General features: G+C 70.9%; 19 protein-coding genes. 11 read left to right on the top strand and 8 right to left on the bottom strand.

Annotation, left to right across the window (positions count from 1 at the left end):
- Positions 1-9 precede the first annotated feature (9 nt).
- The gene (locus GIS00_RS13475; RefSeq protein ID WP_154768946.1) at positions 10-735 is read left to right on the top strand and encodes a sigma-70 family RNA polymerase sigma factor; all 726 of its coding nucleotides are present in this window, start codon (positions 10-12) and stop codon (positions 733-735) included.
- Here GIS00_RS13475 and GIS00_RS13470 read toward each other — a convergent pair.
- On the bottom strand, positions 701-2,326 hold the full coding sequence (locus tag GIS00_RS13470) for a sensor domain-containing diguanylate cyclase (RefSeq protein WP_154768945.1): 1,626 nt from the start codon (positions 2,324-2,326) through the stop codon (positions 701-703). The two genes, GIS00_RS13475 and GIS00_RS13470, sit on opposite strands and share 35 nt — an antisense overlap.
- 714 nt (positions 2,327-3,040) lie before the next feature.
- On the opposite strand from GIS00_RS13470, the gene GIS00_RS13465 reads away from it, so the two are divergent.
- The gene (locus GIS00_RS13465; RefSeq protein ID WP_154768944.1) at positions 3,041-3,382 is read left to right on the top strand and encodes a hypothetical protein; all 342 of its coding nucleotides are present in this window, start codon (positions 3,041-3,043) and stop codon (positions 3,380-3,382) included.
- A gap of 128 nt (positions 3,383-3,510) precedes the next feature.
- Here GIS00_RS13465 and GIS00_RS26920 read toward each other — a convergent pair whose 3' ends face one another.
- The gene (locus GIS00_RS26920) at positions 3,511-3,801 is read right to left on the bottom strand and encodes a helicase associated domain-containing protein (protein ID WP_196073269.1); all 291 of its coding nucleotides are present in this window, start codon (positions 3,799-3,801) and stop codon (positions 3,511-3,513) included.
- A 510-nt stretch (positions 3,802-4,311) separates the two neighbouring features.
- Here GIS00_RS26920 and GIS00_RS13455 point away from each other — a divergent pair.
- The gene (locus GIS00_RS13455; protein ID WP_154768942.1) at positions 4,312-4,536 is read left to right on the top strand and encodes a hypothetical protein; all 225 of its coding nucleotides are present in this window, start codon (positions 4,312-4,314) and stop codon (positions 4,534-4,536) included.
- A gap of 193 nt (positions 4,537-4,729) precedes the next feature.
- On the opposite strand, the gene GIS00_RS13450 is transcribed toward GIS00_RS13455, so the two are convergent.
- On the bottom strand, positions 4,730-5,350 hold the full coding sequence (locus tag GIS00_RS13450; protein WP_154768941.1) for a nucleotidyltransferase: 621 nt from the start codon (positions 5,348-5,350) through the stop codon (positions 4,730-4,732).
- 22 nt (positions 5,351-5,372) lie between these two features.
- Between GIS00_RS13450 and GIS00_RS13445 the strand changes: the two genes are divergently transcribed.
- The 5 genes from GIS00_RS13445 (at position 5,373) to GIS00_RS13425 (ending at position 8,969) form a co-directional block, all read left to right on the top strand.
- Positions 5,373-6,161: an endonuclease/exonuclease/phosphatase family protein gene (locus GIS00_RS13445; RefSeq protein ID WP_154768940.1), complete on the top strand. Its 789-nt coding sequence runs from the start codon at positions 5,373-5,375 to the stop codon at positions 6,159-6,161.
- Between the two features lie 137 nt (positions 6,162-6,298).
- Positions 6,299-7,486 (top strand): baeRF2 domain-containing protein, encoded by a 1,188-nt coding sequence (locus tag GIS00_RS13440; protein ID WP_230313595.1) that lies wholly within the window; start codon positions 6,299-6,301, stop codon positions 7,484-7,486.
- Positions 7,487-7,491: 5 nt separating this feature from the next.
- On the top strand, positions 7,492-7,725 hold the full coding sequence (locus GIS00_RS13435) for a DUF6480 family protein (protein ID WP_154768938.1): 234 nt from the start codon (positions 7,492-7,494) through the stop codon (positions 7,723-7,725).
- Positions 7,726-7,757: 32 nt separating this feature from the next.
- A complete protein-coding gene (locus GIS00_RS13430) occupies positions 7,758-8,426 on the top strand; it encodes a Type 1 glutamine amidotransferase-like domain-containing protein (protein ID WP_322097931.1) in 669 nt (222 codons plus the stop codon).
- Positions 8,427-8,687: 261 nt separating this feature from the next.
- Positions 8,688-8,969, top strand: a complete 282-nt coding sequence (locus GIS00_RS13425) for a hypothetical protein (RefSeq protein WP_154768936.1) — start codon at positions 8,688-8,690, stop codon at positions 8,967-8,969.
- 14 nt (positions 8,970-8,983) lie between these two features.
- Here GIS00_RS13425 and GIS00_RS13420 read toward each other — a convergent pair whose 3' ends face one another.
- The 4 genes from GIS00_RS13420 to GIS00_RS13405 all read right to left on the bottom strand — a co-directional run bounded on the left by GIS00_RS13420 (position 8,984) and on the right by GIS00_RS13405 (position 11,542).
- The gene (locus tag GIS00_RS13420; RefSeq protein WP_196073268.1) at positions 8,984-9,700 is read right to left on the bottom strand and encodes a GAF and ANTAR domain-containing protein; all 717 of its coding nucleotides are present in this window, start codon (positions 9,698-9,700) and stop codon (positions 8,984-8,986) included.
- 109 nt (positions 9,701-9,809) lie between these two features.
- Entirely contained in the window at positions 9,810-10,520 is a 711-nt protein-coding gene (locus GIS00_RS13415) for a GAF and ANTAR domain-containing protein (RefSeq protein WP_154768934.1), read from the bottom strand.
- 125 nt (positions 10,521-10,645) lie between these two features.
- Positions 10,646-11,131: a DUF421 domain-containing protein gene (locus tag GIS00_RS28420; RefSeq protein WP_322097930.1), complete on the bottom strand. Its 486-nt coding sequence runs from the start codon at positions 11,129-11,131 to the stop codon at positions 10,646-10,648.
- Positions 11,132-11,161: 30 nt separating this feature from the next.
- Entirely contained in the window at positions 11,162-11,542 is a 381-nt protein-coding gene (locus tag GIS00_RS13405) for a hypothetical protein (RefSeq protein WP_154768933.1), read from the bottom strand.
- A gap of 536 nt (positions 11,543-12,078) precedes the next feature.
- Between GIS00_RS13405 and GIS00_RS13400 the strand changes: the two genes are divergently transcribed.
- Positions 12,079-12,831: a sigma-70 family RNA polymerase sigma factor gene (locus GIS00_RS13400; RefSeq protein WP_196073267.1), complete on the top strand. Its 753-nt coding sequence runs from the start codon at positions 12,079-12,081 to the stop codon at positions 12,829-12,831.
- Between the two features lie 911 nt (positions 12,832-13,742).
- Here the strand turns inward: GIS00_RS13400 and GIS00_RS13395 are convergent.
- On the bottom strand, positions 13,743-14,204 hold the full coding sequence (locus tag GIS00_RS13395; protein ID WP_154768931.1) for a hypothetical protein: 462 nt from the start codon (positions 14,202-14,204) through the stop codon (positions 13,743-13,745).
- Here GIS00_RS13395 and GIS00_RS13390 point away from each other — a divergent pair.
- Both GIS00_RS13390 and GIS00_RS26915 read left to right on the top strand, forming a co-directional pair.
- A complete protein-coding gene (locus GIS00_RS13390) occupies positions 14,170-15,255 on the top strand; it encodes a hypothetical protein (protein ID WP_154768930.1) in 1,086 nt (361 codons plus the stop codon). The two genes, GIS00_RS13395 and GIS00_RS13390, sit on opposite strands and share 35 nt — an antisense overlap.
- 85 nt (positions 15,256-15,340) lie before the next feature.
- Positions 15,341-19,483: a hypothetical protein gene (locus tag GIS00_RS26915; RefSeq protein ID WP_196073266.1), complete on the top strand. Its 4,143-nt coding sequence runs from the start codon at positions 15,341-15,343 to the stop codon at positions 19,481-19,483.
- Positions 19,484-19,536 lie beyond the last annotated feature (53 nt).

Genomic DNA, 19,536 nt, shown 5'->3' with positions numbered 1-19,536 from the left:
TTTCCGGGGATGAACGACGAGTGCATTCGCGCGGCGCAGCGCGAGACATTGCAGGAACTCGCAGCGGCGCGGGTGTCGGGGGACGTGCGTGCGCTCTGCGTCGCGCGGAACAATGTGGTGCTCGGTCACCTCTCGGTGGCCACCGCCGTGGCGCGACGCTACCGTGGTCGGGGCGTGCCGATCGAGGAACTGGTGCAACTGGCCCGGCTGTCGTTGGTGGAGGCCGTGCAGCGCTGGGACCCCGAGCGTGGCGAGGATTTCGTGGCCTACCTGGTGCCGACCATCTCCGGTGTGATCAAGCGGTACTTCCGTGACCACCTCTACGTCGTGCGGATCCCGCGCCGGCTGCAGGAGGTCAATGCCGTCGCGGACCAGGTGAGCCGTGATCTCGAGCAGAAGGCCGGGCGCTCTCCGACCCTGCGGGAGCTCGCCGACGCCATCCAGACGCCGGTCAGCGAACTGTCCGAGGCACGTACCGCGCGTCGTCTGGTCGGCGCCGGCGTGGCGGACCAGCAGTCCGGGATCCACGACACCGACACACGTATCGACGATTTTCTGGATCTGCAGGATGCGGTCCGCGCGTTGTCCGATGAGGAGCGCCGGCTGCTCGAGCTGCACTACAGCCAGGGCTGGAGCCAGGCGCGCATCGCCGGTTCGCTGGGGGTCAGCCAGATGCACGTCTCCCGCTCGCACCGGAGCATCATCGCAAAGCTGCGGCGCCGGCTGGCCGGGTGAAACCCTCTGCCGGAAGGGCCGGCTCGTTGTCCCCGGCGTCGTCGATCCCGAGAAGGCCGCCGTCGAAGTCGTTCTCGACAGCGTTGTCACCTCGGCCCGAAGTGCTCTCCGTCTCGCCGGTCGGATCGGCCGCCGGGGTGCCCGGACGGGCCGGGGTCGTGCGGTTCTTGCGCCGGTACATGTCGGTGTCGGCATCGTCGAGCAGCTGCTCGGGGCTCCGGGAGGCGTCCAGGATGAGCGTGGCGCCGACGGTGCCGGAGAGCCGGAACGTGTTGTCCATGATCGACAACGGGGTCGCGATCGCGGCGGTGAGCCGCTCGATGATGTCGGTGGTGCCGGTGGTGTCGATCTCGTCGGCGATCACCACGAACTCGTCGCCGCCGATGCGGCCGACCAGATCGTTCCCGCGCACCGACTCGGCGAGCCGTGCCGCGACCATGGCGAGGACCTGGTCGCCGACCAGGTGGCCGTGGTGGTCGTTGATGCTCTTGAAGTCGTCGAGGTCGATGAAGAGCAGTGCTCCCGGCCGCTCGGTGGTGGCTGCGGACACCACCGCCCGCCGGAGCCGCTCGGTCAGGGTGGCCCGGTTGGCCAGCCCGGTGAGCGGGTCGTGCCCGGCCAGATGCTCGAGGTACTGCTGTTCGGCCCGTCTGGCCGAGATGTCCTCGAGTTGCAGGATCGTGTACTGGGGGGCGCCCTCGGAGTCCGCCACCCCGGCCAGGGTGATCGACACCCACAGGTCGCTGCCGTCCGGTCGCCGGATCCGTCGCTCGATCCGGTGCACCGACTCGTCGCCCCACACCACCGCGTCGACATCGTTGCGCACGTCGTCGATCTCGTCCGGGGGGGCGAGATCGAAGACCGTCAGGCCGAGCAGTTCGCCGGCGGAGCGTCCGGTCAGTTCGCAGAACTTCGGGTTCACCCGGGCGAACCGCCCGGTCGTGCTCTCCGCCATCGACACGAGGGCCATGCCGGTCCCGGTGCCGTCGAACGCGAGGCGGAAGAGCTCCTCCTCCTCGCGCAGCTGGTCGGTCAGCCGGGCGGTCTCGATCGCCGCTCCGGCGTGGATCGCCAGGATCTCCAGCAGCTCCCGGCGTCGGCGTCCGGGGCGGTGGTCGTCGACCGGCAGGTCGACGGACAGCACGCCGAGCAGTTCGCCGGACGAGGACAGCAGCGGCGCGTACAGGGCGTCGAGGGGATGCCAGGCGTGTTTGCTGTCGCTGATCGCGGTCTCCGGCACCCAGCCCCGTTGCCCGGCGTCCGGCACCCGGTCGTGCGGCACGAACAGCAGCCGCCCCCACTTCTCCGCGACCGCGAACTCCTCGTCGTAGTTGGTACGAGGGGTGCGGTGCCCGAGCAGCACGTCGGCAGCGCCGTCGGCGGCGCCGTCCTGTCCGGCGACGGCCACGGTCTCGAACACGTTGTCGTTGCGGGCCACGCTGACGGCGGCCACCCGGAATCCGGCGAACCGGACGACGAGGTCGGTCACCGCTTGCACCGTCGAGTGCAGGTCGGACGGGGTGTGCAGCGCAGTGACGATCTGGTGCAGGGTGCGCGAGGTCAGCCGGTACCGCAGTGGCCGGTCTGCCATCGAGCGCTCCCTTCGGTCTGTACACGTTCACCCGCTGCAACGGACCACCGTGTGGTCACGCTTCCGGGCCGGTCGGCGGTCGTACGGTCGTGGTCGTTGCACCGTGTCGCCGTAGTTTCTTCGGTTCAGTATGCGTGCAGGCTCGGCGAATGGGCCCTAGATCACCCCGACGCGCGGACCACTCCTACGGAACGTCACCCCCAGTCATCATCGGGGCACGGACGGGTGCCGAACGCCCGTGTGTCACCACCCGCCGGTGGCCCCGACCTTCGCCGACGCGGCGGTCGACCCCGCGGCCCCGGTGGCCGCCCACCTCTGGGAACCCTACGGACCGCCTGCCGACGAGGGTGAGGGTGCCCCCGCCGGACCGATTCATCCCTGTGCGCCCCGCGCTTCACCCGGCTGCGAGCGGCTCACTCGTCCGCCCGATCCTCCCGGCCGCGCGGGGTGCCCGGGCGCTCACAGCGTGGGGCCGGAGGTGGGCCGTGCTGCCCGTGCCGCCCACCCGGTGGGGGACCGGCGCGCCGGCCGCGCGGGCGGAGACCGGTACGGAGAGTGCGTGACTCGCGCGCGGGTGTGCGTCAGCGGGCCCCGGTGGCCATACCATCGGACGAGACGGATGCGCTCTGTGTCGACCGGCGGATCCGTTGCCGATCGTCCGGGTGGTCCGTGACGGTAGTGGGTGAACGACACGACGGGTGATCAGGAGGTGCCGTGACCGGGCGGATCGAGTTGGAGGTCGTCGACCATCCCGGCGCCGACATCGACGCGCGCATCTTCGTAGCAGAGGACCCGGTGCCGGAGGACCACGCGTTCATCCGCGGCGAGGGCGACACCGACTGTGTCTGCGGTGGTTGCGGGCGGGTGCTGTTGCGTGGGGTGCGCGGGCTGCACCCCCTGCCCGGATTGGTCTTCGTCTGTCCCGACTGCCACGCCTGCAACGCGACCCCGCGGAAGCTGGCCCATCGCGGGGCGGGTCGGTTCGCTGTGCCGGCGCAACAGCAGCGCCCGGGCGCGGGGGAGCACCGCCAGGCGGTGCCGACAGCGTTCAGCTGAGTGGGCGCGGCGTTCCGCTCAAATGAGCAGAGCGTTCAGCTGAGTGCCGCCGGCCACACCGCTGTGGTGGAGGAGCCGGCCACCCGATGTGGAGCGGCCGGCTCCTCTTGCACCGATTGTCGGTGGGTTCAGTGGCCAGAGTGCTCGCGCGCCCGCCTCTCGTGCCAGCCCGGCAGGGTCTCGTCGAGTCGGCGCCGGCGGATCTCGGACAGGCCCAGGCTCCGCATCTCGCGTCGCTGGGTGCCGAGCCACTGTCCGAGCCTTCGCTCGTCGGCCTCGGCGGGGCGGGTGCTGCGGGGCCACCGGCCTTCGTGCTCGGCCAGGAACTCGGCGACGGCGATCAGCCGCTGCTCCCAGACCTCGTCGGCGGGTTGGAAGCCCCATGAACCCCGGCGGGGAAGGTCGTCGGGCCCGGTCATCTTCTCGTCCTTGCTGGCAGTCCCCGTTGCGACTGTGCTCTCAGTGCGGTGGGGGCGGGGCAGTGCTGTTCGGTCCGGTGCCGGACCTCGGGGTGGGCGGATCTGCTGGCTCCCGGCGTGTCCACGATGACCTCCTCGGGTGTACTGCAACGGCGTTTCGAGATCCGATACCCATAGCGCAACGAACGTACCGAAACACTGATGTGGTTCATACCGCCGTAGAGGCTTTGAGCCGGTCCATTCGTGTGGCATGTGACATTCCGTCGCGCCAACGGCTCTTCGATCTGTCACCGAGAGGTGATCTTGGTCGGCCGCCCCGACGCGCCGCGCGACGCGTCGGCCTGACGGAACTGGGCCCCGATCCACAGCGCGCGACCGGGCGCCGTCAGGCATTCAGGTAGCGCGGTGCCCCTCGGGTGACCTCGGACCGTGGCGTCCGTGGCGCTTGACCGCGCCCGGCCGCGGGCACTTCGACACGGAGTGCCCGCCGGGCGCATCAGGAGGTGCGGGATGACGGATCCGGGACAGTTCGCCGGAGTCAGCGAGGCCTTTGCCTCCGGGGTGGAGGCCGACGGCGCCGATCTCGTCGAGCAGGCGGTGCCGGTCGGCGACCCCGCCGCCTCCGACGGTCTCGCCGTGTTCGGCGACGCCGACCCGATCGACGGGACCGCGGACGGTGCCGCTGCCCCGCACAAGGACGCCCCGCCCGGCCTCGAGGGCTACCGCCTCGGCTGAGCCGGCCGCACCGTGTGGCACTCCCCTCCCCCACGGCGCCCGTCGCGATGATCAACGTCGTCGACGCGTGAGTTCCGGGCGGAAATGGGACGGGTGGGGCGGGAGTCGCCGACTTCGTACGCGCAGCGGAAGTTAATCATCGCGTCAGGGGTGCGGGCGGATCGGAGCGCGGAGTCAGCTGCCGGTGGCGCGGTCAGCTCTCGTCGGCGGGAGCGATGCCGAGGCGGCGCACCAGGAACAGGAATGCTGCCGCGAAGTCGTTGTCCCGGGTGGCGGCGGTGAGTCGATCCCAGTCGATCTGTTCCCGCACCGCCCTGACCACCGGGATCATCGCGGAGAAGTCGCAGTAGCGCTCGGTCATCGCGAGCAGTTTGCCGGTGACGACCTCCTGTGCCGGCAGCACGGGCACCCGCAGCCCCAGCACCTCGTGCTCCTCCGCGCGGTCCAGCAGACCCAGGTCGACCGGGATGCCGTTGAGCCGGTGAAGCACATCGACCATCGCGCCGGCTCCCTCCGCGCCGTCGGCCCAGGCCTTGAACAACCAGTCCTCCGGCGGCCGCTCGATCGCGAATCCCGCACGGGCCAGCCGGTCCGCCGCCTGCTCGACCCTTGGCTCCTCGACCGCCAGGTCGACGTCGTGCTCGCTCTCCGGGGCCCCGTGCACCCACAGCGCGTACCCGCCGGCGACCGCGAACGGGATCCCCTCGTCCTTGAGCGCGGACGCGGCCCGCTTGAGGGCATCGCGCAGGGCATCCCGGTCGGTCGCCTGTACGGGTTCGTCGGCTGCGGCGGGCGGGGCGGGGTCGGCGGTCATGCCCGGTGGGTACCCACCCGGCATGCGGTTGGTCACCTTCAACATCCTGCACGGACGCTCCCTGCACGACGACGCCGTGCACCCGGACCGTCTCGCCGAGGCCGTCCGGCTGCTCGATCCCGACGTGCTGGCCCTGCAGGAGGTCGACCGCGACCAGCCGCGATCGCATCTGGCCGATCTGACCGACGTCGCAGCGACGGCGATGGGCGCCGTCGCCCACCGGTTCGTCGCCGCGTTGGCCGGCACACCGGGTGCGAGCTGGGTGGCGGCCACCGGTCAGGAGGCACCGGGGACCGCGTCGTACGGCATCGCGCTGCTGTCGCGCTACCCGGTCAGCTCCTGGCACGTGATCCGGCTGCCGCGGTTACCGGGCCGGGTGCCGGTGTACCTGCGGGAGCCGCGCAAGTGGCTGCTGGTGCACGAGGAACCGAGGTCCGCAGTGATCGCCGGCATCGATGCACCCGGCGGTCCGATCACCGTCGCCAACGCCCACCTGTCCTTCGTGCCGGGTTGGAACCGGGTGCAGCTGCAGCGGCTCGAGCGGGCCGCGGTCCGCGCCGCCGGCGGCGCCGGACCGGTGGTGCTGATGGGCGACTTCAACCGCACCCCCCCGCTGCCGGGTGCGGTGCGCGGCTTCCGGTCACTGGCCACGGCGCCGACGTTCCCGTTGTCGCGACCGGACCGGCAGCTCGACCACATCGTGGTGCGCGGGTCGCTGCCGGATCCGCTGTCCGTCGACAACCCGGAGCTGCCGCTGTCCGACCACCGCGCGCTGGTCGTCGATCTTCCCGACGACGTCGACCGGCCCTGACTTCCCGACCGGTCGGATCTCCCGACCTTCCCGACCGCCCGGACCCGGCGTCCTGATGGTCCCGGCGCGGTCGTGTTCGGTCGGAGCGGACCGGGTACCGGACCCGTGCAGTCGATCAGAAGAGGTAGGTGGACAGAATGCTTGAGGAGTACGTCGGACCGGTGCTCAAGGCGCGCGGTCCCTTCGTCTCGGTGTCGCTGGACGTCGGTCGCACCGACGAGGCCGGCGCGCGGGAGGTCGAACACCGGTGGCAGGCGCAGCGCAAGCTGCTGGCCGCGGCCGGGGCGCCCGACGACCTGCTGGAGACCGTCGGGTCGGCGGTGATCGCGCCGCCGGGCCGGTCGGGCCAGGCCGGCCGGGTGGTGGTCGCGAACGCCGACGGCGTGCTGCTCGATGTCGTCCATCCCGGGCGTCCGGTCCGGGACGAGTCGACGTGGTCGGGTGTGCCGCAGCTGCTGCCGCTGGTCCGGGGCGTGCAGGGACGTGCGACCCACCTGCTGGTGGCCGCGGACAAGGCCGGCGCCGATCTGGAGATGGTCGGGGTGCTGGACAACCGGCTCGCCGATCAGGAGGTCGAGGGCAGCAACGACGAGCTGCACCGGGTGCCCGGCGGCCGGATGTCGCAGCGCCGGGTGCAGGCCCGGGTGGAGGACTCCGTCGCGCACAACGCCAAGGAGGTCGCCAAGGAGATCGACGTCCTGGTGCGCCGGTTCCGGCCGGACGTGGTGCTGGTGGACGGCGAGGACGCGGTGGTCGGCGAGATCCGCAAGGCCGTCGAGGGCGGCACCCGCGAGCTGCTGGTGCACCTGTCGACCGGCGGCCGGGCGGACGGCACGTCCGAGCGGGCCCGTGCCGAGGCGGTCGACGGCGCGCTGGCCGACTTCGATGCCCGACGCGCGCAGGCGGTGCTGGACCGGTTCTCCGAGCAGGAGGGCAGTCAGGGCGCGGCCGTGCAGGGTCTGGACGCGGTGGTCGACGTGCTGCGCAAGGAGCAGCTGGACACCCTGCTGCTCGCCGACGACCCGACGTCGACCCTGACCCTGTGGACCGGGCCGGACCCCTCGGTCGTCGGACTGGACGCCGCCGAGCTGGCATCGCTGGGTGTCACCGAGCCCCATCAGGTGCGGGCGGATGCCGCACTGATCTGGTCGACCCTCGGCTCCGGCGGTGCGGTGCAGCTGTACGACCGGGAGACCGTGCAGTTCACCGGCGGTGTCGCGGCGGTACTGCGGTGGAGCGACCGGTCCACCCCGCGCGACGGGCTGGAGAGCATGCCCGGGCACGGCCAGGTGCAGGGTCGGCACCGTCGCGACGAGGAGGGCTGACCGGCATGTCGACGGACCAGCCGCCGGACCCCGATCCGGCTCGTACGCCCGGACTCGAGCCCGGCGGCGGTGTACCGCCGGGCGAGACGCCGCCCGACTCGGGCTCGACCACCGTGGGACTGACGCATCACGAACGGGACAGCCCACGTTTCCTGGGGCCGGTGGTCATCGGCATCATCGGGGTGTTCGTGCTCGCGGTGGTGCTGTTCTTCGTGGTCCGGATCTTCGACCTGTTCTGACCCTTCCTGATCCGTCCTTGCCGGGAGGCGCCGTGAAGTTGCTGCTCACGTCGGGCGGTGTCACCAATCCGTCGATCCGGGCCGCGCTGGTGAACCTGCTCGGCAAGCCGGTCGAGGAGGCGTCGGCGCTGTGCATCCCGACCGCGATGTACGGCCACCCGTGGAGCGGACCCGGGGTCAAGGCGTGGGAGTTCATCAGCGGGCGGTCGGAGAACCCGATGGTCGATCTCGGTTGGCGGTCGGTCGGCATCCTCGAACTGACCGCCCTGCCGAGCATCGATGCCGACCGCTGGACGCCGATGGTCCGGGAGACGGACGTGCTGCTCGCTGCCGGCGGTGACGTCCTCTATCTCTGCCACTGGATGCGGGAGTCCGGGTTCGTCGACCTTCTTCCGTCGTTGACCGACACGGTCTGGGTCGGGCTGAGTGCCGGCAGCATGGTGATGACGCCGGAGGTCGGCGCGGACTTCATCCAGTGGCGCCCGCCGAGCGGTGACGAGAGCACGCTCGGCCTCGTCGATTTCTCCATCTGCCCGCACCTCGCCCCGGACGGCGAACCCGGCAACTCGATGGCGGCGGCGCAGCGATGGCGCACCCGGGTCACCGGCCCGGCGTACGTCCTGGACGACCGGAGCGCGATTGTCGTCGACGACGGCCGGGTCGAGGTGGTCTCCGAGGGCACCTGGGAACTGCTCCCATAGGACATCTTTCGCGGCGGTGCGGGGTGGAGAAACACGCCCTGGCTCCTCGACAGCAGTAGAAGGATCGACGACGTCTTCGTCGGAGCGCACGCCGGGCCGTACGGCCGGAAGGCACCGGGGTGAGCCCGGCAGGCCGACGGAGCCGATCCGTCACGCCCGGTGAGCGCGATCGCAACAGCGTTTTCATGCGTTCCGGCGAGGCGGAACCGGTGATGCGCGGGGCACCGTGGAGGCGTACGGGGAACGACCACGGTGGAGGCGATGATGCGACGGACCGTGCGGATGGCCGTGGTCGCCGAGCCGGACGACCCGGAACTCGCCCGGGTGTTCGCCCTCCCCCGACCGTCGGCACCGGGTGCCGCGTTCCTGGAAGGTCACGGCCGGATCGACTGCGTGTGCGGCCACTGCGGACGGGTGCTGATGCGCCGGCAGCGCAGCGTGCACCGGGTGCCAGGGCTCCTCTTCCGTTGCCCGGCGTGCGGTTCCTGCAACGCGCCGACCGAGGGCCCGGTGCAGCAGATCCCGGATCCGCGGACCGGCTGACATCAGCCCTTCGGTCAGTTCGCGGTGGACGGATCGGTCGGCGGCAGGCCGCGGGCGGCGATGACCGCCGAGGCGACGGCCGACAACTTGAGGTGCTGCTGCTGCGACATCCGCCGGAGCACCTCGAACGACCGGTCGACGGTCAGGTCGAACCGTCCCATCAGGATTCCCTGGGCCAGGCCGATCCGGTGCCGGGCGTCGATCGCCGTCCACAGCTGCTCGACATTGCGGAAATGCGCGAGGCTGAACGACGCATTGGCCGCGATGAACTGCGCGGTCTCGACGTCCTGGGTGCTGAAGGTGCGCGGGGTCCTCGAGTAGAGGTTGAGTGCGCCCATTGCCTCGTCGTCGACGTAGAGCTGGATGCCGAGCACCGAGTGCACGCCGAGTTCGACCGCCGCCGGGCCCCAGGTCGGCCAGCGGGGGTCGACCTGCAGATCCTGGCTCACCAGCACCCCGCGGTCGTCGAATGCGGCGGCGACACAAGGACCTTCGCCCGCCTCGTACTGGGCGGCGTCCAGCTTCTCGACCAGCGGCGCACTGGCGCCGATGGTGGTCAGCGTCCGGCCCCGGCGTTCGGTGATGCCGGCCAGGTCACAGATGCCGGATGCGATCGCTGCGGTCGTGACGCCCCTGAGGGCCTCCTCGAACCCCTCGGCGCGGTCACCCTGGCCGATGGCGGACCGGGCCTCGCCGATCAGGTCGTGGAGGTACTGCGGGATCGTCTCCATGTCAGGTCGACCTTCCCGGGGCGCTGGCCCCTGTGCGAACAGGCGGCGTGCCTGCCCATCATGCGTCAGCGTCATCGACGATGCGACGTCGGCCCGGTCCTCAGGGGCCTCAGTTCGGTGCCGGCCCATCGGAGTCGGATTGAGGGAGCTTCCGCGTCCGGACCAGGTCGTCGGCGATGCTCTGCAGTTTCGTACCCGTCGTCTGCGAGTACCGCCGGAGGACCTCGAACGCGGTGTCCGCCGCGAGGGAGAAGCGCTCCATCAGGATGCCCTGGGCCTGGCCGATGCGGTTCCGCGCGTCGATGGCCCGCCACAGGTGGGCGGTGCCGTCGGCGTGCGCCAGCACGATCGAGGCGTGCACGCCGATGAGCTTCGCCAGCTCGAGCTCGGGTCCGGTCCACGGCACGGATGTGGTGCGGTAGAGCAGCAGCGCCCCGAGGGTGCCGCGATCGGCATGCAGACGCACCGCCGTCATCTGCCGGATGCCGGTGGCCGCCGCGGCCGCGGACCATTCGGGCCAGGCCGGTGCGGTGGCGACGTCACCGATCGTCAGCAGGTCGTCCCCACTGTCGATCAGGCTGCGCACGGGGCCGCCGGTGGCTGTGTGCTCCAGGTCGCCGATCGCCTGGGCGAGCGGATCTGTCGCCCCGACGACGGTGGGGCCGTCGCCGTCGATACCACGGCGACCGACGGCCGCCAGGTCGGCCAGCCCGGCCTCGACGGCGGCCCGGGCCAGTGACAGCAGTGCGTCGTCCTCCTCCGCGCCGAGGGCGCGCCGGGTCCGCTCCGCCAGTTCGGCGGGTTGCCATTCGTGGGTCATGTGATCACTTGCTGCGGCCGTGTGGTCCCTGGCGCCGCGTCGAATGCCAGTGGCCACTTGCTGGACCGCACGCATTATGTCCTGATCTTGCAGGCGGCTGCGACAGGGGCGGGCGGGTCCGCGTGTCAGCCCGCGGTCGGCCGCTCCGCCGCTCCGCTCTCGCCGTCCCGGTCGCCCTTCCGCAGGAACGCGATCTGGCCGTTCGCCTCCAGCACGGCGAGCCGGATGTCCGAGAACCGTTCGAAGCCCTGCTGCCGCGCCGCCGCCATCAGGTCGTCGAGCGAGAGCCGTTCGTGCTTCATGACGTCCAGCAGCGGATCACCGCCCTGCACGATCACCACCGGGACGCCGTGGGTGACGGTGCGGACCTTCGGCCACCGCGCATTGATCCAGGACAGCCCGACGGTGAGCAGGGTGAAGACGGAGATGGTCAGGATGCCGCCGGTGAAGGAGTAGTCCTGCTGCGTCACCGCCTGCTGGACCATGTCGCCCAGGGTCACGAAGAGGATGAGTTCGAAGGTGCTGAGCTCCCCCAGCGTCGATCGGCCGACGATCCTGGTCACGATCCACAGGAAGACGAACATGGCCGCCGCGCGGTAGACGATCTCCACCGGACTCCTCTCTGTTCGGGGGTACCGCTGTCAGGGCAGCAGTGTGGTCGTGAAGGACACCGAGGTCTGCACCGCGCCGTCGACGACCAGCTGCACCGTGCCGTCCTCGCCGCGCTGGCTGCCCGGCTGGATGTAGGTGTCGTAGTCGACGGCGAACACCGCACCGTCGGCGGGCGGGTCGAACTCCCAGTCGACGGTGGTGGCGTCGCCCCGCTCGGCCGAGGTCTCCGGGTGGAGCCCCTGCGATTCGAAGATCGTCAGGTACTCGCGGGTGATCCGGACCGTGATGGACTGGTCGGACGGGAACGGTTCCGGCGCGGTCACCTCGACTCGGAACGGCACGTCGAGACCCGCACGTGCGATCCGCGGATAGGTCACCGACAGGGTGTAGCCGTTTCCTGACGCCGTCACGGAAGAACTGTGAACGCCCAGCAGCCCGACGCCTCCGGCGACGACGATCAGCAGGAGAACGAGGACCGCGACTCGTCGGAGGTAGAGGGCCCAGTTGGGTTTTCGCTGCGTCCGCAGCCCGGCGACTGTGGAATCCGTTGCGCGACCGGAACTCTCGCTATCGCCCGACTTGTCCGGTTTGTCATGATGTGCTCGTCCGGCGTCGTGGTCCACCGGGCAGGTGTACCACCCGGCTGCCCGTTCGGCACCGTGGGAAACGGGTGGGAACTGTGACCCGGCTGGCTTTTCGCGTGATGAACCGTTTAGAGTCGATCACAGCTAGACACGGCATCGCAGCGGACCGCTTGCACGTCCGCCCACCCACCGGGTTCGCCCGGACGATGCCGGACCGGGTCCAGACAGTGGCCCGGGCTGTGCAAGGGAACGAGACGACCATGCTCGACACGCCCCGCACGATCGACCAGCATCTCCGTACCTCGGGATCCGACCGGATTCCGGGTTCTTCGGGATCGGTGCGACACCTCCGGTCCGGCCGGATGCCCAAGGAGGAGTTCGCGGCGCGCGCCGATGAGCTGCTCGACGAGGTACTGACCGCCCGCGCGACCGGCTCGCCGGCCGCCATCACCTCGGCCGAGGATGCCGTGGTGCTCCACCACCTGCCGATCGCGACCCAGGTCGCGCGTCGGTTCGCCCGCCGCGGCGCTCCCCTGGACGACCTTGAGCAGCAGGCGCTGCTGGGACTCGTCCAGGCCGTCCGGCGGTGGGAGCCGGGTCACGCCCCGAGCTTCCTCTCCTACGCGGTGCCCACCATGGAGGGCTCCGTGAAGCGGTGGTTCCGCGACCGGCTGACCTTGGTGCGCCGGCCCCGGTCCCTGCAGGAGGCCGGCGCAGTCGTGCGCAACTCGCGCGAGGAACTGGCTCACCGCAACAGCCATGAGCCGACACCGGCCGAGATCGCCGCTCATGCCGGAGTTTCCGAGACCACTGTGCGCGAATGTGCTGCAGCGGACTGGATGTGCAACCCGGATTCGCTCGACAATGCACTGCAGCCGGACATCATGCTGGGCGGCGAGGACCACTTCCTGGACCTCGTGGAGTCGCGTCACGACCTCGCCCACGCCATGTCGAAGCTGACCGAGCGGGAGCGGCGGGTCATCGGTCTGCGGTACTGGGACGATCTCAGCCAGGCCGAGGTCGGCGCCGAGGTCGGCGTCAGCCAGATGCAGATCAGCCGGATCCTGCGCCGGGCACTGGAGAAGCTCTCCGAGGATCTGGCGCCGGCCGCCTGACCGACCGGTTCCCTCGTTCCGCAGCGCCTTCCGGATCACACAGCGCACCACGTCCCGCCTCTCGTGCCCCTGGGCACGGAGGCGGGACGTCGTGCATTCCGGGGTCGGGTGTTCTTGAGAGCTCAACCTGGCGTGCCTGTCTCACCGCTGCTCGTTCCCCGTGCGGTCGTACTTCTGCGCCCCTGGGTGTTCGTCCCTGATGTCCGGATCACCGACAGTGACCCCGACCACAGCATCCGGAGAGGTGCGGCCACGGGAGTGTTCCGCCGGTCGCCGGGTGTGCGCTTCCGGCCACTCACCCCGAGGGACACGCACCCGGGTTCGGGTGAAAACCACCCTGCTGCAGCGCCGTTGCGCCTGCGCAGCAGTACGTTTGACGCACGTCGAGCAACCGGCGTGAGTACTGCGCACGTCCCCCGGACGACCGTGGCCGAGTGATCGGAGGCGGAGATGGGATCGCATTCGATTCCGGACCCCCGCTCCTCCCGCTCGGGCCTCCGCGGCCGGCGATGGCTGCTGCGCGGACTCGCGATCGCCGGATTCGCCGGTGGCGTCTGGCTTCTCGGCGCCACCGCGGCCTCCGCCTCCCCCACCGGTACCGACCCCGGACCGCTGGGCGGCCTCGGAACAGCGGTGACCGGCGTGGTGGACACCGTCACGAAGCCGGTGGGGGACGTGGTGCAGGCCGTGGCCCCGAAGCCCGCTCCGGCCCCGAAGCCTGCGCCCGCAGCGAAGCCCCCGGCGGCCGCGAAGCCTGCTCCAGCACCGGCCGCTCCGGCGACGACACCCGTTGTGGAGAAAGTTGTTCCGGCCAAGCCCGCAGCGCCGGCCGCGGCACCCGCTGCGGCCCCTGCGCCGAAGCCCGCTGCCGCACCGAAGCCGGCCCCTGCCGACCCTGCCCCGGCACCCGCTCAGGGCGTCATCGGTGCGGTCGTCAGCGGTGTCGTCGGGACCGTCGACACGGTGACCGACGACGTGACGTCGACGGTGCAGCAGGTGGTGTCGCCCAAGCCGACGCAGCCCGCACCCGCCCCCGCCGCCCAGCCCGCTCCGGCTGCGAAGCCTGTGCCGGCTGCGAAGCCTGTTCCGGTTGCGAAGCCGGCTCCCGCTGCGAAGCCCGCCGCGAAGCCTGCCCCGACTGCGAAGCCGGCTGCCGCCGCGAAGCCTGCTCCGGCTGCAAAGCCCGCCGCGAAGCCGGCTCCGGCTGCGAAGCCGGCTCCGGTTGCGAAGCCGGCTCCGGTTGCGAAGCCCGCCGCGAAGCCTGCTCCGGCTGCGAAGCCCGCGCCGGTCGCGAAACCGGCCGCGGACTCGCCGGTCACCGACCTGGTGACCTCGGTCGTGAAGCCGGTCGCCGGCGCGATCACGCCGCTCACCACCGCACTCGGCACGGGCGTCGTCGCCCCGGCGGTCGCCGCCGTGCGGCCGGTGACGGACGCCGTCACCACCACCGTCGTCGCCCCGGTCGCGGAGGCTCTCCGCCCGGTGACCGGCGCGTTGGCCGATGGGGTGGTGCGCCCGGTGGTCGAGGGCCTGGCACCGGTGATCGAGGCCGTGGAGCCCGTCGTCGGCGGTGTGGTCGCGGTGGTCACCCCGGTCACCGACGAGGTGGGCACCGTGGTGGCGCCCGTCGTCGATGCCGTCCGGCCGGTGCTGGATCCCGTCGTTGCGACCGTCGAGCCGGTGGTGCAGACCGTCACCGCCCCGCTGGTGCCGGTGGTGGATGCGCTCGCCCCGGTGCTCGATCCGGTGACCGGTCTGCTGACCCCGGTGGTCGACGTGGTCCGCCCGGTGACCGACCCGATCGTCGACCCGGCGCTGCCGGCCGTCGTTCCGCCGGTGCCGGGTGCCTCCCCGTCGGTGCCGACCACGCCGCCGGCCGCCGGTGGAGGAGTCGACACCCCGGCGGGCGGCGCCGGTGCGACCGGCGCGCACTCCACGCCGACCGCGACCGACAGCTCCGCCGGAACCTCCACCCGCTCCGCCGTTTCACATTCCGGCCGCGCCGCCATCGTCGCTCCTGCGTCAGCTCGGCTTGCCGCTGCTGATGCGTTGCTGTCGGCAAGCACGGACGCCGTCGCCGGGGGATCGGTGCCGACGTCGACCACCTCTCCGTCGGGAACGGGCGACCGCACCGGAGAGGCGGTCGTGCGGACCGGTAGCGCCGCCACCGCCTCGATCGCCAAGTCCTCGATCGCCACCGGTACCCGTGCCCCACAGACCCCCGCGCAGCCGCAGCCGGCCACCCCTTCGGTGCCGTGCCCGACCGCTCCGTCCGGTGCCGCCGGCGGTTCGGCCGCCGCACCGACGGTGTCGCTGCCGGCCTCCGGCCACCACTTCTCGCTCTCCCTGATCGGCGCCGTGCATCCGGCCGGCGTCGCGATCCCGGCCTCCCCGGCCGAGGACAGGAGCTTCTCCCCCGACTGAACGAAGGACCGGGCTGCCGTCATGGCGCCCGATTCAGGGCCCTCCGGGCCCGTCCATCGTTCCTTCGAATCTTCGGGAGAAGATCATGCACAACTTGCTGCGAAGAGGGCTGCAGATCGCAGTTCTCAGCGGCGGGATGTTCGCCCTCGGGGTAGGCATCGCCGCCGCGGATTCCACCGGGACAGACCCCGGTGGCAACGGCACCGCACTGGTGTCGGTCAAGCTCGGTGGCACGTCGGTCGACGTGCTCGGGCAGGGTTCCGGATCGGGGAAGGCGCCGATCACCGTCGGCACCGACGCCGATGGCTCCGGAGACGGTCTGCACCTGGGTGTGGACCTCGGGGTCGGTGACGACACCGTGGTGTCCGCCGATGTGAACGCCTCGGACGAGGGTGTGTCCGCCGACGCCGATGCACACGTGTCGGACGAGGTGAATGCCTCCGCCGATGCGAATGCGTCGGATCAGGGTGTGTCCGCCGGTGCGGATGCGAATGTCTCGGACGAGGTGACTGCGTCCGCTGATGTGAATGCCTCGGATGAGGGTGTGTCGGCGGATGTGGATGCGCAGGTCGGTGATGACGCGTCGGCGTCGGTCGATGCCGATGTCTCCGATCAGGGTGTGTCCGCGGATGTGGATGCGAATGTCTCGGATGAGGTGACTGCGTCCGCTGATGTGAATGCCTCGGATGAGGGTGTGTCGGCGGATGTGGATGCGCAGGTCGGTGATGACGCGTCGGCGTCGGTCGATGCCGATGTCTCCGATCAGGGTGTGTCCGCCGGTGCGGATGCGAATGTCTCGGACGAGGTGACCGCGTCCGCTGATGTGAATGCCTCGGATGAGGGTGTGTCGGCGGATGTGGATGCGCAGGTCGGTGATGACACGTCGGCGTCGGTCGATGCCGATGTCTCCGATCAGGGTGTGTCCGCGGATGCGGATGCGAATGTCTCGGACGAGGTCACCGCTTCCGCCGATGCGAACGCCTCGGAGGAAGGGGTCTCCGCAGACGCCGATGCCACCGTGTCCGACGACGTCGAGGCCACCGCGGACGTGGATGTCACCGACGAGCAGACGACGGCTGACGTCGATCTCCGGGTGGGTGACGACACCGCAGCGACCACGAATGCCGATGTCGCCGACAACGGCGTTCAGGCCGGCGCGGACGCGACCGTGTCCGACGATGCGGACGTGTCCGCCGATGCCACGGTCGACGACGGTCAGATCGCTGCCGATGCGGATGCCAACCTGCCGGCCGATGGCGTTGCGACGGCGGATGCGGATGTCGATCAGAACGGCGCTGATGTCGCCGTCACGGTCGGTGCCGGGTCCGACAACAGCGACGGGTCCCCGATCGGGCTCCCGGACCTGAACGGCACCGATGACCTGACCGACGATCTCACCGATGGCGGCCTGGTCTCGGCCCCGATCGATGTGTGCGGGATCGGCGTGGGGTTGCTGGGTGACAGTGCCTCGAATTGTGCGCCGACCGCTGGTGATTCCGACGCCCTGGTCTCGGCCCCGATCACCGTGTGCGGGATCGGGATCGGCGAGTCCACTGCGAACTGCGCCCCGACGTCCGGGGCACCGGCAGACAGCGAAGACTCGGATCGGCCCTTGGTCTCCGTCCCGGTGACCGTGTGCGGCATCGGCGCGGGTGTGCTGGGTGATGCGGACGCGAACTGTGGGCCGGTCACCACGCCGACCCAGGGCAGTGTCGCCACCATCCCGGTGACCATCTGCGGGATCTCCGCGGGTGTGCTGGGTGATGGCAGTGCGAATTGTGGAGCCCCTTCGGAGCCCGGTACCTCCGGGACCACCGACGGCGCCGATGCTCCGCTGGTGAATGCGCCGGTGGACGTCTGCGGGATTTCCGCGGGTCTGCTCGGTGATGCGTCGACTGATTGTGGTGCCGCGACGGACCCGGGTACCGGGACCGGCGCTGGATCCGATTCGGCGGTGGGGGAGTCCCCGCTGGTGAATGCGCCGGTGAACGTTTGCGGGATTTCCGCGGGTCTGCTCGGTGATGCGTCGACCGATTGCGGCGGCTCCATCGACTCGGGCGCCGGCACCACGGTGCCGGATGCGGACGGCAGCGAGGTGCCGCTGGTGAATGCGCCGGTGGACGTCTGCGGGATCTCCGCGGGTCTGCTCGGTGATGCGGCGACCGATTGTGGTGCCGCGACCGATCCCGGCGCCGGTACCGATCCGACTGATCCGTCCTCGCCGGTGGGGGAGACTCCGCTGGTGACTGCGCCGGTGGATGTGTGCGGCGTGACTGCGGGCATCCTCGGTGATGCGGCGACTGATTGTGGTGCCGCGACCGACCCGGGCACCGGTACCGATCCGACTGATCCGTCCTCGCCGGTGGGTGACACCCCGGTGATCAATATCCCGGTGGATGTGTGTGGCATTTCCGCTGGTGTGCTCGGTGATGCGGCGACTGATTGTGGTGCCGCGACCGACCCGGGCCCCGGGACCGATCCGACTGATCCGTCCTCGCCGATGGGTGACACCCCGGTGATCAATATCCCGGTGGATGTGTGTGGCATTTCCGCTGGTGTGCTCGGTGATGCCGCGACTGATTGTGGTGTCGCGACCGACCCGGGCACCGGGACCGATCCGACTGATCCGGCTTCGCCGGTGGGGGAGACCCCGCTGGTGAATGCGCCGGTGAACGTCTGTGGCATTTCCGCTGGGCTGCTCGGGGATGCGGCGACCGATTGTGGTGTCGCGACTGACCCGGGCACCGGGACCGGTACCGATCCGACTGATCCGGCTTCGCCGGTGGGGGAGACCCCGCTGGTGAATGCGCCGGTGAATGTCTGCGGAATCTCCGCGGGCATCCTTGGTGACGCCGCCACCGACTGTGGTGCCGCGACTGACCCGGGCACCGGGACCGGTACCGATCCGACTGATCCGGCTTCGCCGGTGGGGGAGGCCCCGCTGGTGAATGTTCCGGTGGACGTCTGTGGCATTTCCGCTGGTGTGCTCGGTGATGCGGCGACCGATTGTGGTGTCGCGACCGATCCGGGCACCGGCACTGGGACCGACCCCGTTGATCCGTCCTCGCCGGTGGGGGAGGCCCCGCTGGTGAATGTTCCGGTGGACGTCTGTGGCATTTCCGCTGGTGTGCTCGGTGATGCGGCGACCGATTGTGGTGTCGCGACCGATCCGGGCACCGGCACTGGGACCGACCCCGTTGATCCGACCGATCCGGTCGGGCCGCTGGGTGACAGCCCGGTGATCAACATCCCGATCGATGTTTGCGGGGTTTCTGCTGGTCTGCTGGGTGATGCGGCGACCGATTGTGGTGTCGCGACCGACCCGGGCACCGGCACTGGGACCGACCCCGTTGATCCGACCGATCCGGTCGGGCCGTTGGGTGACAGCCCGGTGATCAACATCCCGGTGGACGTCTGCGGGATCTCTGCTGGTCTGCTCGGTGATGCGGCGACCGATTGCGGTGTCGCGACGGACCCGGGCACCACACCGACCGATCCCACGGATCCGACCGATCCCGGCACGGATCCGACCGATCCGACGGTGCCCACAGATCCCACCGTGCCGACCGATCCCACCGTCCCGGTCATCGACATCCCGGTCGACGTCTGCGGCGTGGGTCTGGGTCTGCTGGGCGACAGCGTCATCGACTGCTCCGGCACCACCGACGGAACGGACGACCCCGGCACGGGGATCTTCGGGGGCTTCCCGATCCGGATCCGCATCTGCGGTCTCGGTCTCGGGATCCTCGGATCCAGCGGCGTGAGCTGCGTGCAGGGCACGGGCAGCGGTCAGGGTGAGCCGGTGACCCCGGTCGATCCCACCGACCCGGGCACCCCGGTCGATCCCACCGACCCGGGCACCCCGGGCGAGCCGACCGACCCGGGCACCCCGGGTGAGCCGACCGACCCGGGCACCCCGGGTGAGCCGACCGACCCGGGCACTCCGGCCCAGCCGGGCACTCCCGCCGAGCCGGGCACCCCAGCCGATCCCGCAACCCCGGCCCAGCCGGGTGCGCCTGCTCCTGCCGGCCCGGCCGCCCCGGTCGTACCCCAGGCTCCGCCGTTTGCGGCGGCCCCGGTCCCTGCCCCGGACGCCACGGTGCCGGGCAGCGCGGGTCTGGCCTGGACCGGTGTGGATGTCGGCGGGCTGGTCTCGCTGGCGCTGCTGTTCCTCGTCGCGGGTGGCTTCGTGGTCGCCCTCGGCCGCCGGCGGCGCGTGCAGCGCTGACGTCCCGTCCGCAGCGGCGGGCCCGTGGGTGATCCCACGGTGCCCGCCCGCGG

The sequence above is a fragment of the Nakamurella alba genome (assembly GCF_009707545.1).
In the GTDB taxonomy this organism is placed as follows: domain Bacteria; phylum Actinomycetota; class Actinomycetes; order Mycobacteriales; family Nakamurellaceae; genus Nakamurella; species Nakamurella alba.
This window is presented reverse-complemented; position numbering and strand designations above follow the sequence as displayed.

Coding starts and splice junctions, on each gene's coding strand:
- GIS00_RS13470 (WP_154768945.1), bottom strand. CDS start 2,326: ATGGCAGACCGGCCACTGCGGTACCGGCTGACCTCGCGCACCCTGCAC.
- GIS00_RS13450 (WP_154768941.1), bottom strand. CDS start 5,350: ATGACCGCCGACCCCGCCCCGCCCGCCGCAGCCGACGAACCCGTACAG.
- GIS00_RS13445 (WP_154768940.1), top strand. CDS start 5,373: ATGCGGTTGGTCACCTTCAACATCCTGCACGGACGCTCCCTGCACGAC.
- GIS00_RS13455 (WP_154768942.1), top strand. CDS start 4,312: ATGACGGATCCGGGACAGTTCGCCGGAGTCAGCGAGGCCTTTGCCTCC.
- GIS00_RS13440 (WP_230313595.1), top strand. CDS start 6,299: ATGCTTGAGGAGTACGTCGGACCGGTGCTCAAGGCGCGCGGTCCCTTC.
- GIS00_RS13435 (WP_154768938.1), top strand. CDS start 7,492: ATGTCGACGGACCAGCCGCCGGACCCCGATCCGGCTCGTACGCCCGGA.
- GIS00_RS13400 (WP_196073267.1), top strand. CDS start 12,079: ATGCCCAAGGAGGAGTTCGCGGCGCGCGCCGATGAGCTGCTCGACGAG.
- GIS00_RS13420 (WP_196073268.1), bottom strand. CDS start 9,700: ATGGAGACGATCCCGCAGTACCTCCACGACCTGATCGGCGAGGCCCGG.
- GIS00_RS13475 (WP_154768946.1), top strand. CDS start 10: ATGAACGACGAGTGCATTCGCGCGGCGCAGCGCGAGACATTGCAGGAA.
- GIS00_RS26920 (WP_196073269.1), bottom strand. CDS start 3,801: ATGACCGGGCCCGACGACCTTCCCCGCCGGGGTTCATGGGGCTTCCAA.
- GIS00_RS13425 (WP_154768936.1), top strand. CDS start 8,688: ATGATGCGACGGACCGTGCGGATGGCCGTGGTCGCCGAGCCGGACGAC.
- GIS00_RS13415 (WP_154768934.1), bottom strand. CDS start 10,520: ATGACCCACGAATGGCAACCCGCCGAACTGGCGGAGCGGACCCGGCGC.
- GIS00_RS26915 (WP_196073266.1), top strand. CDS start 15,341: ATGCACAACTTGCTGCGAAGAGGGCTGCAGATCGCAGTTCTCAGCGGC.